Genomic DNA, 13,549 nt, shown 5'->3' with positions numbered 1-13,549 from the left:
TATGAGCACGATTTCACCTGCGGGCGATTCAACACATGCCCTGATTGCCAGGGCATCACAGGAAACCGGTGCGGATTTTGACTTCATGGTGCGGACCGCCGCACGGGAATCGAATTTTGACGCCAATGCCCGTGCGACGACGTCATCAGCTGCGGGCATGTACCAGTTTCTCGATCAAACCTGGCTGGCCATGGTCAACCGTCATGGTGCCCAACACGGGATGGCGATGGAGGCTTCTCAGATCGAACAGAATGCTCAGGGCCGCTATACTGTTGCCGACCCAGCTGAACGACAGCGCATTCTTGATCTTCGTTTTAACGCAGGGCTGGCGGCGCGAATGGCGGGTGAGCTGGCGGCGGAAAACGCGTCCATCCTGCAATCGCGAATCGGACGTCAGCCGACGTCCGGTGAGCTGTATGCCGCACATTTCCTCGGAGCGAGTGGCGCCTCGCAATTGATCAACACGGCGTCCGAAACGCCGGGAATGCGCGCCAGCGAGCTGTTCCCGGCAGCCGCAGCAGCGAACCGCAATGTGTTTTTCGATGCCGGACGCGCCCGCTCGGCACAGGAAGTATTGGCAGGGCTGACCCGGGAAACACCGGTGTCAGCGCCACATACGGTGCCAGATGCGCCGTCGCCGCCCTCGCGGCTGGAATTCAACCGGCCGGTGTCTGCGCAAGCGCAAGCCTTCTTTACGCGCGGGCTGGGAATTACCGGCGATGGGACGCTGTCGCCTGAAGTCGTTGCGATTCTGGCGTCTCTGGAAGCACCCGGCAGCCGAGACCGGAACGAAAGTTAATCCCCGGCACGCGAATCTAAGGTTTCGTTAACACGAGAGTCGGACCCTCTACCTTGAGGCCGAATCGCATGGGGTGATTTGGCAAGCTGCAGGACGAAGCTCATGAGCATCGTGGCGATGCGTTCGCGCCTTACTGACGAAGATATCCGGCGCCTTGTAAAAGGCGAGAATGCCGAAGATCGCGCGCTCGCGGCCCGCAAGATTTGCCAACGCATTGATTCGCCGGAATTGTCGGCGGAAGAGCGCCAGGCCGCCGATGCGATCATCAATATGATCGCTCAAGATGCTGCGACGCTGGTGCGCCGCGCGCTGGCCGTCACCCTGCGTCAATCTCCGCACCTGCCCAAGGATGTCGCACTTAAGCTGGCGAAGGATATCGATTCCATCGCCGTGCCTGTGATTGCCGGCAGTCCGGTCTTCACCGATGCCGAATTGATCGAGATCGTCAGATCCGAGCCTGGCGCGAAATTGGCGGCGGTTGCGGCGCGCGAGACCGTTTCGAAGCCGGTTGTCATGTCGCTGATCGATCATGCGGATGAAACCGCGATGGGGATTGTGGCGGCAAATGACGGCGCGGAATTCGATGATGAGGCTTACGAGCGCTCTATCAGCCGCTTTGGTGAATCCAAAACGGTGATGGATTCCTTCGTATCGCGTTCCATCCTGCCTATTGAAATTACCGAGAAAATTATTGCCCGCGTCAGCGATGATGCGTTGCAACGCCTTGTCAGGAAGCACGCCCTGCCGCCGCAAATCGCTGTTGATCTGGCCGAGGGCGCGCGAGAGCGGGCAACCGTTGATCTGGTGGATCAAGCCGGCGTTGCCCCGGACATGGACCGCTTTGTCGAACAATTGCAGTCGTCAGGACGCCTGACGCCATCCATTATTTTGCGCGGCCTGCTGCGCGGGCATATTGCGTTCTTCGAGCACGCCATTGCCCGGCTTGCTGGTGTTCCCCATTCCAAAGCCTGGCTATTGATCCATGATGCCGGCCCGTTGGGGCTGAAGGCCGTGTTTGAGCGCACAGGATTGCCGCAGAGACTGCTGCCAGCCATTCGTGCCGCTATTGATACGGTTCACTCAATCGAAATGGGGCCGGGCGAAGAGGGGCGCATCCTGTTCAGACGCCGCCTTGTTGAGCGCTCGCTGACAAAGTTTCAGGGCGTTCCCGAAGAAGATCTGGAATATATCCTGTCGCGCCTCGATCAGGATGAAGCAGACGATCAGCCTGCAGCCCGCATCGCCGGCTGATCTTCAAACTCTGCCACTAGATCCAGAACCTGGCTTTCAAGCTCCTCTGCCAGCGCTTTGCCAACAGGATTTTGATCATCCCTCACGCCCTGACGAAGGGCCGCGCGGATGGCGTGCGTATGCGCCAAAGCCAGCTTGGTGGGGGCAATGGCACGCTTTTCTTCGGTCTCAATCAATTTTGAGAGTGATCCGGCCATGCGGGTGACAATCGGAAAATTGTAGGTCGTGCCCATACCGCGCAGATCGTGTGCCCGTGCAAACAAAGTCTCACCAGCCGGGCTGTTGATCCCGTCGCGCGCCACATGAGTAGCCGCGTCTTCGAGTTTTTCGACCTCATTTTCCAGCCAGTTGGAAAAAACTTCTTTCATGTCGTCGAGCGCGGCTTCGGCGCGTTCGATCGCCTTTTCATCAATTGGACCGATGCGGCCGCCGACCTTCACGCGTAGCATGTTCGGCGGCGTGATCATTTCAATCGGTTGTTCTTTCTTGACCATGTCAGAATTCCCTATGCGTGGGCTTGGGTGGCAAGTGCTGATTGCGAAGCAGCCGGCGTTGCGTGGACCGAAATGAGCGCAGACTTTAGCTCGCTGATCCGGCAGGGGCGCGTAAAGTCAACAATCGGAAGTGAAGTGTCGGCCAGATCGGCGGCGTCACTATCGCGTCCCAGAATAATGGCATCGACGGCCTGAGCCGCGAAGACATTGCTGGCCTCCTCGGCTGTGCCAGCCGTCGGGGTGGCCGGGCATCCCAGCGCGCCAAGCATGGCCTGTAGCGCTTGTTGCAAAGGCCGCGAGCGGCTGTAAATCAGCACCGTCATACCCAATCCATTCGACGCGTTATCCATAATCACCATCCCTATCCCGCGCTTATTATGCGGATTGGGATAATGGCTATCAGAGTATGTTTAACGCCTGACTAAGCGGGATCAGGTCTGGAACTGTTCAATCAGGATGCGTTCGCCCAAAGCGCGGCCTTCATCGAATAGCATGGTCAGGGTGACGTCGGTGGCTTCGCTGATGTCGACGGACACTACATCCCGGAATTCCTGATTATCGGCCACAGCGGCGACCGGGCGGTGGGCCGGCTCGAGCACATCAAACCGGACCGTGCTGTCATGGCTTAACAAGGCACCCCGCCATCGGCGGGGCCGGAAGGCACTGATCGGGGTCAACGCAAGAGCGCGGGATCCGAGCGGCAAAATGGGTCCATGAGCCGAGGCATTATAGGCGGTTGAACCTGCTGGCGTGGCGACCATGACACCATCTGCTGCCAGCTCGTCGAGGCGAACACGGCCATCGACTGAAATCCGGATTTTTGCGGTCTGCCGGGTTTCCCTCAAGAGTGAGACTTCATTGATAGCCAGAAGGGTGGCCGTGTGTCCGGCCTCATCTGTCATGACCGCTCTGAGTGGATGGATTGATGTGCGTTCAGCACGTCGCAGATGACCAATCAAATCATCTTCTGCCGGGCTGTTCATCAGGAAACCAACCGAGCCATAATTGACACCATAGACAGGCGCCCCGGTGGCCATGGAAGCGTGCAAGGCTTCGAGCATCATTCCATCGCCGCCGAGTGCGATGATGACATCCGCCTTGTCCACCGTGACCTGGCGATACTGAGCCACAAGGCGCGTCCGGGCCTCTTGTGCTTCGGGGCGGTCACTCGCCAGAAAGGCGAGAGCAGGTTTTTCTGGCAAGGCGGTAGCGTTCACTCCGGGCTCCTGAAACGGTCCGGATTATTCAAACGCTTAGCGCAAGGCGGCGCAAGGCATCATAGGCGCTGCCCGGCGTAAACTTCTGGAAGATGTTCGCAGCGCTCATCATCGCATCAGATGGCAGATCGTCCTGGATTCGCCCGGCTTTTTGCATGCCACGGACAACGGACGGGAAGAGTGATTTATCGATACGTGCCGCCCGGCAAGCCAGTGCCGTAGCCCGCATGCTGGAGGCCCCGAGTGCTGCGCGCCAGTTTTCCACGGGCAGGCCGCAAAGATCGGCAAGGGCGTAATCGAAGAAGAGGATTTTCCCGTCAGTTAGCGCGCGCACGACGAGCGTTCCGTCCAGTTCGCCCATGGCCGACATTTGCTCGACCAGTTTTCTGATTTCTTCTTCCTCATCTTCTGCTGGCTGCAGGGTCGTGGTTTCAATTACTGTTTCCGCCAAGGCACCCGGCTTGAGATCGAAATGTTTTTCCACCTGATCGCGGACCGCGCCGGAGATCTTCCTGGTCAGCGTATCAATCAGGCTGGGCGGCGCGTCATCGCGCTCGAGCAGATCGTGCGCGATCTCGTCATCTTCGTCAGCCGCGTTGAAGCACTTGTCGAGCGTACGTTCCGAGAGCCGCGCAGTGTGGTTTTGCGCCAGACTGCGAAGAACGCGGATTTCAGATTTGAACGCAGCCGCATCGCTGACAGCGATCCCGATATGGAGGCGTTCTGCGATCATTATGCGGTGCTTTTCGCTGCCGGTTTCGGCCAGTTCGACCAAATCCTCGGCCTCCAGGACCTGGCTTTGCGCAATAATCGACTCCGCGACGCTCGGTGCATCAAATGCCAGAAAGCGGATTATGCCGCGCGGAGCCCAGTTACATCCGGCGAGCTTGTTGGCCATCTGAACGCGGACTTGCTCCTCAACCTTATGGGCAAGGGAGAGCAGCAGGTCATTGGCAATCGGCTCCACGCGATTGGACAAGGGTTTGGCCGTGCAGATATCGGTCACGCCCAAGGCCAAAGCCGCGCGGCTTTCCGGCGTCTTGATGCGCGCCATCTGTGTTAAGGCGGAAGCGATATCGCTCATTGGCCTGCCTGTTTTCCGTCAACGAAATTACCGTGAGTCTGCACACGATGACAGACATGGTTACGCGCTCGTTAAGGCACATCTAAAGGTAGGTCATTGACGCCATCCGCACAGCGTTCAATTTTAGGATCAAATCTGGAGGCCTTTATGGACGATCAAAAACCGCCAAGCGTCAAAGAACAGGTGAGTGAAGACGAGTGGAAAGCCCGCTGTGATCTGGCTGCGCTCTACCGGCTGGTGCGAATGCACGGCTGGGATGATTTGTTTTTCACTCACATTTCCATGCGTGTCCCGGGTCCGGACGAGCATTTCCTGCTCAATCCGTTCGGCCTGCTTTACGAGGATGTTACGGCATCCAATCTTGTGAAAGTAGATCTGGACGGGAATGTCCTCCCGCCGTCCATGTATGGAATCAATCCAGCGGGTTTTACGATCCACTCGGCCATTCATGCGGCCCGTCCGGATGTGAAAGTCGCGCTGCATCTGCATACGGATCAGGGCGTCGCCGTTTCGGCGCAGAAGCGGGGCCTTCTGCCGATTTCCCAAACGGCTATGACCATCCTCAATGATGTCAGCTATCATGATTATGAAGGCATCGCGCTGATCGAAGACGAGAAGGCGCGCCTTGTCGCGGATCTGGGGGAAAAACACCTGATGATTCTGCGCAATCATGGAACACTATCTGTAGGTGCAAATCCGTTTCAGGCTTACTTGAGGATTTTCAATCTCGAACGGGCGTGTAACATGCAGATCATGGCCCAATCGGGTGGCTCGGAATTGATCGAATGGGATCAGGAAAAACAGGACCTGGTGTTTTCGCAGGCGAACGAGGGGGTAAACAACGAGCTGTTTGCCGAAATCGCCTGGCATGCGCTGCGCACCCGCGTCGATCGGGAATCGCCGGGATACGATCAGTAAGCCTCGCCGCAGCGCTGATCTGGACTCCGGCAGTGCATGCTGGAGCCTGGGTTCAGGAAAAAGGCCAAGGCATCATGATTTCAGGCCTGTTAATCTCGCAGGCTGAAGCGGGGCTGGGTGCGGCCGGGGAGACAATCCCCGGCCTTTCTTTTTCCAAGTTTGAAACCTCGATCTATGCCGAATACGGTTTGAGCGACCGCCTGACTCTGATCCTTCAGCTGGCCAGCCAACGCGTGAGCCAGGACAATAATGGCATCACCGACACCGCCGAAGGCCTTTCCGCTAGCCGGGCAGGACTTCAAGCGAGATTGTGGCAATCGGGAAGAATTGTTGTATCGGCGCAGTTGGCGGCGGTTATCCCCGGGGGCGGCGAGAATATTGCGGATCGCCCCCTGGGTGATGGCGCAAATGGAGCCGAAGCCCGCCTGCTTATCGGCCGGTCTTTAGGCACTAACGGTTTTGCAGACCTGCAAGCCGGTTATACCTGGAGGGCCGAGGGCTATCCTGAGGAATACCGGCTGGATGCGACTCTGGGATGGCGATGGGCAGAGCGCTATCAGCTGCTCGCACAATCCTTCTACACGCAAGGCGAAGCGGACCGCCAACGCAGTCACCGGGCGTTCCGTCAGCATAAGCTGCAGGTCTCGGCGGGGCGGGCGATCGGCAATGGCACGTTGATGTTCGGGGCGTTCACGACGATTGATGGCCGTAACTCAATCGACGAATCCGGTGTAATTGTCAGCTGGTGGCGCCGCTTCTAGTCTGCCGAATACCCGGTTTCGTGCATCAGATAGGCGATCACGTTCACGCGGTCCTCTTCGTCGCGAAGGCCTACAAATGACATACGGTTGCCCGGCAGGAACTCGCGCGGGTTTGCCAGCCAGGCGTCGAGTTGCTCCGGCGTCCAGATGAAATCGGCCTCTTCGAGTGCCGTGGAATAGTCAAATCCATCCTGGGTACCGACCACTTGGCCGAACATGCCATAAAGGTTGGGGCCGACCCGATTTCCACCGTCCGGTGTGACGGTGTGACAGGAAGCGCATCGGCGGAACATGCGCCGGCCGGTGTCATAGTCTGCAGCATTGTAAGGAGCGGGCAGGGCGGAGAGATCAACCGTCGGAATGGCGGGCGGGCTGGTGTCCTCGCCATTGTGCGAAATCACGCCATCCTCGCCGGTGTCACCGCCTCCGCCACAGGCTGTCAGAAACACTGCAGTTGCGGCCAGGGCGATCAAGGAAGACAGTTTCATATCCAGCTCCAATACCTGTTGATCTCGACTTAGGCCGGTTTCGGCCCGGCGGCAATCATCTCTAACGTCTTGTAAGGCAGGTTGTCTGCTCTAGCTGTGCGGACATGGCCGATGGCACAGAAAAAGCATCCCGTAGTTGGCTGGCCCCTGCCTTTCAGGCGATCGCGATCGACGATGAGGGGCGGACCTGCCGGGATATTCCTGACAGCGCTTGTCGCGAGGAAGCCGGGAATTTCTTCCGCCATGTGGGCGCGCTGTCCTTGTCGAAGAGCGCCGACGGATTGATTGATCCGAAACTGGTGTTGAGCTGGCTAATCCTGCAGCTGGGCGCACCCGCTGCCCTTGTCGGGTTTCTGGTGCCGATCCGCGAGGCTGGCGCGCTTTTACCGCAATTATTTACCGCAGGCGCTCTGCGTCGCTTGCCACAGCGCAAATGGGCCTGGGCGGCAGGAGCTGCGCTCCAGGCGCTGGCCGCTCTGTCGATCGGGTTGATCGCCGTATTTCTGGAGGGCGCGCTGGCTGGAGCCTTGATCCTCCTTGCTTTGACGGTTCTCGCCCTGGCGCGCAGCGTCTGTTCGGTTTGCTATAAGGACGTGCTCGGCAAGACGGTCGACAAAACACGACGGGGCCGGGCGACCGGGTTGGCGGGCACTATCGCGTCCGTCACGGTGATTGTGTTTGCGCTGGCTCTTATGACCGGCGTGGTCGAACGCGTTTCGTTGGTGACCGGCGCGCTGTTTTTGGCGGCACTCGCCTGGCTGGCCGCTTCGTGTGATTTCATCACACTGAGGGAACATTCCGGAGCAACAGACGGCGGAAAAGCAGCGTTCTCGGCCGCGATCGAGAATATGGGTTACCTCAAAGAGGATGCCCAGCTGCGCCGGTTTATCCTGGTTCGCTCATTGTTGACCTCCACAGCTTTGGCCCCGCCTTTCATGGTGGCGGCGGCTTCGGCCACCGGGGCATTGCCGCTGGGTGCGCTTGTCCTGGCCTCGGCCTCTGCAGCGCTTGTCAGCAGCTATGTCTGGGGATGGCTGTCAGACCGGTCGAGCCGGAAAGTGTTGATGATAGCAGGCTTGGCGGGTGCGGGCGGATTGGTGGCAAGCGCCGCTCTGGCGTTGGCCGGATGGCTGCACCCGCTCTTTGCCCTGCCGGCCATGATTTTCCTCGTCATGATTGCTTATCAAGGCGTCCGGCTTGGGCGGTCAACGCATCTGACCGACATGGCCACAGAAGACACCCGCGCCGCCTACACAGCCTTGTCCAACACGATTGTCGGCCTGGTTTTGATCGCGGGGGCTCTATTCAGCTTAATCGCAGCGCTGGCCGGGCCGGTGCTGGTTCTGGCTCTGATGGCCGGTATGGCGCTCCTGGCAACACTCTTCTCGCGCGGGCTTGATGAGGTTCAAGCGCGCTAACTCTGCCGCACCGGTTGCTGACAATGAGCGCGGCGCGGTGCTTGCTTTTTGTCTGGCAGATTGCGAGTAAATCAAAGCGAAGACAGGCAAGTTTTGCGGGGGGTCTTGTGAGCAATATTACGCGGTCTGTATTTGACATGGCCGAGGCGCATTCGGACCGGTTGGCGGTCTGGGCGCGGGCGAAAACCCTGAGTTATGGTGAGTTCCGGGACCGGGCTGCGCTCATCGGCACCAAATTACGCGCGCAAGGCCTTGGCCGGGGCATGCGGGTGGCTGTGCTCGGCAAGCGCACACCCACGCTTTACGCATCGATTCTGGGCGTGATGGCGTCTGGGGCGACCTACGTGACCTTAAACCCCCGTTTTCCCGATAGCCGGAACCGGCTGATCCTGAAAGCCGCCGGTGCCAAGGCGCTGGTTGTGGAACAATCCTGTGCCGCCGGCCTCGCTGAGATCGTTGCCGATCTGCCTGATCTTGAGTTTATCGTGACACCGGATCGCGACGGGCCGATTGACGGCGTCAGCTTGCCGGTGATCGGCGCGGCAGACCTTTCCGCCTCTGCCGATGCGCTGGATCCTGATCTGGACGCGCCGGAAACCGATTTGATGTATGTGATCTTCACCTCTGGCAGCACGGGCCTGCCGAAGGGTGTGCCGATCACGCATGCGCATTTGCGCGCCTATCTGGATAATATCGCTTCGGTCATTTGCCCGACCGAGCCGGATGACCGGGTGATCCAGATCAGCGATGTGACCTTTGACGTCTCCATCCATGACATGTTCACCGCCTGGACGAATGGCGCGGCCATGATCTCCATCCCGGAAAACAGCGCCCTGATGTCCTCGCGCTTTGTGGAAGAACAGGAAATCACGCAGTGGTTTTCTGTGCCGTCAACGGCGCGGCTATTGGCAGAGAACAAACTTTTATCGCCAGGCAGCATGCCCAGCCTGCGCTCGACGATTTTCGCGGGCGAACCGCTGGTCGCTTCTGTGGCGTCTGATTGGTATTCGGCTGCGCCCAACGCGCCGGTCTGGAACATCTATGGCCCGACAGAGGGCACGATTTCGCTGTGCGGTCGTAAATTTGCCGCCGAAGATTTTGATCCGCATGAAGTCGTCTCGTTGGGCGAACCTTTCTCCGGCAATAAGATGGGGCTGTTCAATCACGAGACCAATGCGCCGGTCGGCGGCGACGAGGTCGGCGAGATCTGCTTTACCGGCAATCAGGTGTTTGATGGCTACTGGCAGGATCCCGAGCTTAACGCCAAGCGCTTCTTCGAACGCGATGGGGTGACCTGGTATAAAACCGGGGATTTGGGCCGTTACACACAAGAAAAAGGCTTCATTTTTGCGGGCCGGGCGGACAATCAAACAAAAATCCGGGGCTTCCGTGTCGAACTTGGCGAGATTGAAAGCACGGTGCGCGCCGTCAGCGAAACGACGGATGTTGCGGTTCTGCCCTGGCCGGTGATTGAGGGTGGCAATGCGATGGGTTGTGTGGCCTTCATCCGGTCCGCTGCGCCGGTGACAGACGAGAAGATCATCCTTGATTACTGCCGTGAAAAGCTGGCCGATTACATGATCCCAGATCGGTTGATCTTCCTGGATGAGCTACCGCTCAACGCCAATGGCAAGGTGGATTACAAAGCGCTGGCCAAGCGCGAAGAACTCGAGGGCTGATCCGATGCGGTTTATCATCATCGGCAGCGGTAAAGCCGCCATTGATACAGCGCGGATCCTGAAAGCCGACGACACGGCGGCGCTTGTCGGTCTGGTCGGTGATCCGCGGCACGAGACCGCGCAATCTTCGCTGGAAGCTCTCGCGGCGAAGCTGGAGCTTCCTTATCAAGCCGCAACCCGGCTCTCGACACCTGAGGTGCTGGCATTCGTCGGCGGGCTTAAGCCGGATTACATCATCAGTGCCAATAACTATATGATCTTCAAGCGTGAAATGCTTGACCTGCCCACATATGGAACCGTGAATTTTCATAATGGCCCCTTACCGGATTATGCCGGGCTCAATCCGATTTCCTGGGCCATTCTGAATGGTGAGCGGGAATACGGCATCGCCTGGCATTTCGTCGATGAGGGGATCGATACGGGTGACATCATCCATGTCGAACGCTTTCCCTTCGAGCCGGATATCACGGTCGTGCGCGCCATTATGAAGGTCATTATGGGCGGGATGTCATCCTTCAAAACTATCGTTCTGCCGCAATTATTGTCGCGCGAGTTCTCGCCCGTGGTGCAGGATTCCGGTCAGCGGCGCTATTTTGCTGGCAAGGACCGGCCCGAAAACGGGGATTTGCCCTGGTGGTGGCCGGAAGACCGGCTGGAGCCCTTGTCGCGTGCGCTATGGTTTGCGCCACTCGCTAATGGATATTACCGCCCGCGCGTGATCACAGCGGACAGGCGCGACGTGTTTGCCGAGCGCTTTGAATTTCTCGCCGAAGCCATTTCAGAGCCGCCTGGCAGCGTACTGAAAGCCGACGTAGACGGGATCGAAATCGCCGTTGCGGGAGGACGTTTGAGTATCCCGGAGATTTATGCCGACAGTGATGTCCGGAAGGCCGAAGCGCTAAATCCGGTTGAAATTGGTCTCAAAACCGGCGATGTGCTGCGCCAACCAGACCAATATAACGGGAATTGAGCCATGTCTATTGAATCCGATCTGCTCGAAGTCTTCCGCGAGACCTTCAACGATGACAGCATTGAAATTTCGCGTGAAACGACCGCAGAAGACATAGAAGGCTGGGATTCCCTGTCGCATGTTGGCTTGATCATGGCGGCGGAAGCGAAGTTCGAGATCCGCTTCAACACGACTGAAATCTCCATGCTCGAAAATGTTGGTGAATTCATGGACATCATCAAAGAGCGGACCGGCCGGGAATAAACCGTATGCCGGTGATCGAACAGGACGGCCGGCGGCTCGACTATCTTGAAGAAGGCGAGGGGCCTCGCCTTGTCCTCATTCATTCCTCCGTAAGTGGTGCCCGGCAATGGAAACCGGTGATGAAGGCCTTCGCCGATCGTTACCAATGCTTGGCTCCCAATCTGATGGGGTATGCGAAAACATCCCCCTGGTCCGATGGTCAGGTCACGCTTGACGATCATGTGGATGCCATTGCGCCGGTTTTTGACGGTGATGGGCCAATCGAGCTGGTGGGGCATTCCTTTGGCGGCATGGTGGCCGCTAAAGCCGCCGGACGGTTTGGCGACAAAATCTCGCGACTGATCCTGGTCGAACCCAACCCGTTCAACCTGCTTCATGAGGGCGAAACTGCATCGCTTGCAGTCCAGCTGGAAGCCGCGTTTAAAAAAATCTGTGAAGCAGGTGCCAGGGACGACTGGCTGACGGCGGCAGAGGTCTTCATCTCTTTCTGGGAAGGGGAAGACGTTTGGGCTGGCATGGGCGAACATCACCGGATCGCCTTTTCCTGGACGTTGCCGCCTTTAATCCATGAATGGGAAGCGGTTTTCCCCGCTGATGCAACCAGCCTGTTTGCCGACATCGCTTGTCCGACAGAAGTCATCTACGCGGCGGACACCAATGCGGTGATTGCCGGCCTGATGCCAAAGGTCAGACAGCTCCGTCCGGATTGGTCCCAGCACGTTGTGCCGGAAGGCGGGCATATGTTCCCGAAGACCGAGCCGGAGCTCATGATCGCCCTATTGGAAGACCGGCTGGCGCACACGCGCAGTTGACCCGGACCGGCACGCAAGGCTATTCGCGCTCGCTGGGGCGTGCCTGAAACAAGGCACGCGGGACGATCGGGAAGTGCATCCGGTGTTACAGGCTGATTTGATAAGCGGATTGCCGTCCATTCCAGCGGCTTCGCCACAGTTTCTGGCGATTGCGGGCGTGGCCATTCTGCTGGCGCAATTTCGCCAGTGGCGGCTGATCCCGTTTGCCCTGGCGCTGGGTGGCGCGCTGATCGCGATCTCCTGGGCGAGCCAGATTCAATTCATTCTGTTGATGACGGCATTGGTCAGCAATTTCCTCATCCTTCAGGTTGCCTGGGGGCAATCAACGCCGCTTAGCCGGGGGCTCGTCAAATTCGGTGTCGCCTGGCATGTGCTTTTGCTCGGAGCCACAAAAGTCGAGGCCTTTGCGGGACCGCTCGGCCTCGTGGGCACGATCGGTATTTCCTATCTCACCTTCCGGCAGATCCAGCTTCTCTTGATCGCGGACCGGGCGCGCGAGCCCTTAAATGCCGCGCTTTGGCTGTCCTTCCTGATCAACCCGCTGACGCTGATCGCCGGGCCCATCCAGACCTGGGAAGCGCACCTGAAGGACATGGCGGTGCGGACTCTGCCGGGTGGCCGGGAGTGGTTGGATGGGTTGCAGCGCATCACGACCGGGGCTTTGAAAATTCTGGTGTTGGCCCCGATTTTCGCCGGGCAAAGCGATTTTGCCGCTCTGGCGGCGGGCGAGCCGACAGCGACCGATCTGACGATCGCGTTATATAGCTATTACATTTTCCTCTTCCTTGATTTCTCCGGCTATATCGACATCGTCGTGGGGCTAAGCCGTTTGCTGGGCTTCAAAGCGTTTCCTGAGAACTTCAACCGGCCCTATCTGGCCGTGGATTTCCAGGATTTCTGGAACCGCTGGAATATGACGCTGGGGCATTGGTTCAAGACGTTTCTGTTCACGCCCTTGCTGGTTCAACTGACCCGCACTTTTGGTCCCAAGCGCCAGAATCTGGCGATCATGACCGGCCTGTTCATCACCTTCTTCCTGATCGGGCTATGGCACGGCATTGCCTGGAATTTCATCGTGTTTGGTTTCATCCAGGCGGCAGGCGTGTCCCTGACGCATCTGGCCCGCTCGGCCATGATCAAGAAATATGGCCGCAAGCGCTTTAACGAGATGGACAATCAGCTGGCCGGCCGCATCGTGCGCATCATCATTTTCCAGCACATGATTGCGGCCAGCTTCCTTTTCCTCGACAACGATGTCGGCAATGTATTGGCGGTTCTATGATAGAGAATGACAAACCCAAGCCGCGTTTCGCGAGACTGGCCGCTGCCGCCCTGTGGCTGGGGCTGAAGCTTTACCTGCTTTATCTGTTTGCCTCGCCCGATGGCGCGGTGCCGGTCTATCAGGGATTCTGATC

At 58.4% G+C, this 13,549-nt stretch carries 16 protein-coding genes; 11 read left to right on the top strand and 5 right to left on the bottom strand.

Going from position 1 to position 13,549, the window contains the following annotated elements:
* Window position 1 precedes the first annotated feature (1 nt).
* Together ACO079_RS04455 and ACO079_RS04450 are read left to right on the top strand one after the other, a co-directional pair.
* On the top strand, window positions 2-799 hold the full coding sequence (locus ACO079_RS04455; protein WP_421792106.1) for a hypothetical protein: 798 nt from the start codon (window positions 2-4) through the stop codon (window positions 797-799).
* Between the two features lie 102 nt (window positions 800-901).
* On the top strand, window positions 902-2,050 hold the full coding sequence (locus ACO079_RS04450; RefSeq protein WP_421792105.1) for a DUF2336 domain-containing protein: 1,149 nt from the start codon (window positions 902-904) through the stop codon (window positions 2,048-2,050).
* Here the strand turns inward: ACO079_RS04450 and ACO079_RS04445 are convergent.
* The 4 genes from ACO079_RS04445 to ACO079_RS04430 form a co-directional block, all read right to left on the bottom strand.
* A complete protein-coding gene (locus ACO079_RS04445; RefSeq protein WP_421792104.1) occupies window positions 2,023-2,544 on the bottom strand; it encodes an Hpt domain-containing protein in 522 nt (173 codons plus the stop codon). The genes ACO079_RS04450 and ACO079_RS04445 overlap by 28 nt on opposite strands.
* An 11-nt stretch (window positions 2,545-2,555) precedes the next feature.
* Window positions 2,556-2,894, bottom strand: coding sequence for a hypothetical protein (locus ACO079_RS04440; protein ID WP_421792103.1), 339 nt, complete (start codon window positions 2,892-2,894; stop codon window positions 2,556-2,558).
* 81 nt (window positions 2,895-2,975) lie between these two features.
* Window positions 2,976-3,761 carry an NAD kinase gene (locus tag ACO079_RS04435; RefSeq protein WP_421792102.1) on the bottom strand — a complete coding sequence of 262 codons (786 nt, stop codon included), beginning with the start codon at window positions 3,759-3,761 and terminating at the stop codon, window positions 2,976-2,978.
* A gap of 28 nt (window positions 3,762-3,789) precedes the next feature.
* Entirely contained in the window at window positions 3,790-4,845 is a 1,056-nt protein-coding gene (locus ACO079_RS04430; RefSeq protein WP_421792101.1) for a DUF2336 domain-containing protein, read from the bottom strand.
* Window positions 4,846-4,992: 147 nt separating this feature from the next.
* On the opposite strand from ACO079_RS04430, the gene ACO079_RS04425 reads away from it, so the two are divergent.
* Both ACO079_RS04425 and ACO079_RS04420 read left to right on the top strand, forming a co-directional pair.
* Window positions 4,993-5,763, top strand: a complete 771-nt coding sequence (locus ACO079_RS04425) for a class II aldolase/adducin family protein (RefSeq protein ID WP_421792100.1) — start codon at window positions 4,993-4,995, stop codon at window positions 5,761-5,763.
* 74 nt (window positions 5,764-5,837) lie between these two features.
* Window positions 5,838-6,524: a hypothetical protein gene (locus ACO079_RS04420; RefSeq protein WP_421792099.1), complete on the top strand. Its 687-nt coding sequence runs from the start codon at window positions 5,838-5,840 to the stop codon at window positions 6,522-6,524.
* Here ACO079_RS04420 and ACO079_RS04415 read toward each other — a convergent pair.
* Window positions 6,521-7,012 (bottom strand): c-type cytochrome, encoded by a 492-nt coding sequence (locus ACO079_RS04415; protein WP_421792098.1) that lies wholly within the window; start codon window positions 7,010-7,012, stop codon window positions 6,521-6,523. The genes ACO079_RS04420 and ACO079_RS04415 overlap by 4 nt on opposite strands.
* A 104-nt stretch (window positions 7,013-7,116) precedes the next feature.
* On the opposite strand from ACO079_RS04415, the gene ACO079_RS04410 reads away from it, so the two are divergent.
* The 7 genes from ACO079_RS04410 to ACO079_RS04380 all read left to right on the top strand — a co-directional run bounded on the left by ACO079_RS04410 (window position 7,117) and on the right by ACO079_RS04380 (window position 13,547).
* Window positions 7,117-8,430 (top strand): MFS transporter, encoded by a 1,314-nt coding sequence (locus tag ACO079_RS04410; RefSeq protein ID WP_421792097.1) that lies wholly within the window; start codon window positions 7,117-7,119, stop codon window positions 8,428-8,430.
* 107 nt (window positions 8,431-8,537) lie between these two features.
* Entirely contained in the window at window positions 8,538-10,109 is a 1,572-nt protein-coding gene (locus ACO079_RS04405) for an amino acid adenylation domain-containing protein (RefSeq protein ID WP_421792096.1), read from the top strand.
* Between the two features lie 4 nt (window positions 10,110-10,113).
* Window positions 10,114-11,079: a methionyl-tRNA formyltransferase gene (locus ACO079_RS04400; protein ID WP_421792095.1), complete on the top strand. Its 966-nt coding sequence runs from the start codon at window positions 10,114-10,116 to the stop codon at window positions 11,077-11,079.
* Window positions 11,080-11,082: 3 nt separating this feature from the next.
* Complete coding sequence (locus ACO079_RS04395; RefSeq protein ID WP_421792094.1) at window positions 11,083-11,322, top strand: acyl carrier protein; 240 nt, start codon at window positions 11,083-11,085, stop codon at window positions 11,320-11,322.
* A gap of 5 nt (window positions 11,323-11,327) precedes the next feature.
* Window positions 11,328-12,134 carry an alpha/beta fold hydrolase gene (locus tag ACO079_RS04390; protein WP_421792093.1) on the top strand — a complete coding sequence of 269 codons (807 nt, stop codon included), beginning with the start codon at window positions 11,328-11,330 and terminating at the stop codon, window positions 12,132-12,134.
* 82 nt (window positions 12,135-12,216) lie between these two features.
* Window positions 12,217-13,416: an MBOAT family O-acyltransferase gene (locus ACO079_RS04385; RefSeq protein ID WP_421792092.1), complete on the top strand. Its 1,200-nt coding sequence runs from the start codon at window positions 12,217-12,219 to the stop codon at window positions 13,414-13,416.
* Window positions 13,413-13,547, top strand: coding sequence for a hypothetical protein (locus ACO079_RS04380; protein WP_421792091.1), 135 nt, complete (start codon window positions 13,413-13,415; stop codon window positions 13,545-13,547). The genes ACO079_RS04385 and ACO079_RS04380 overlap by 4 nt, the downstream gene beginning before the upstream one ends.
* Window positions 13,548-13,549 lie beyond the last annotated feature (2 nt).

This window comes from Hyphobacterium sp. (assembly GCF_965228115.1).
GTDB lineage: Bacteria > Pseudomonadota > Alphaproteobacteria > Caulobacterales > Maricaulaceae > Hyphobacterium.
Note: the sequence above shows the minus strand (reverse complement) of the source record. Positions and strands in the feature narration are given on the sequence as shown.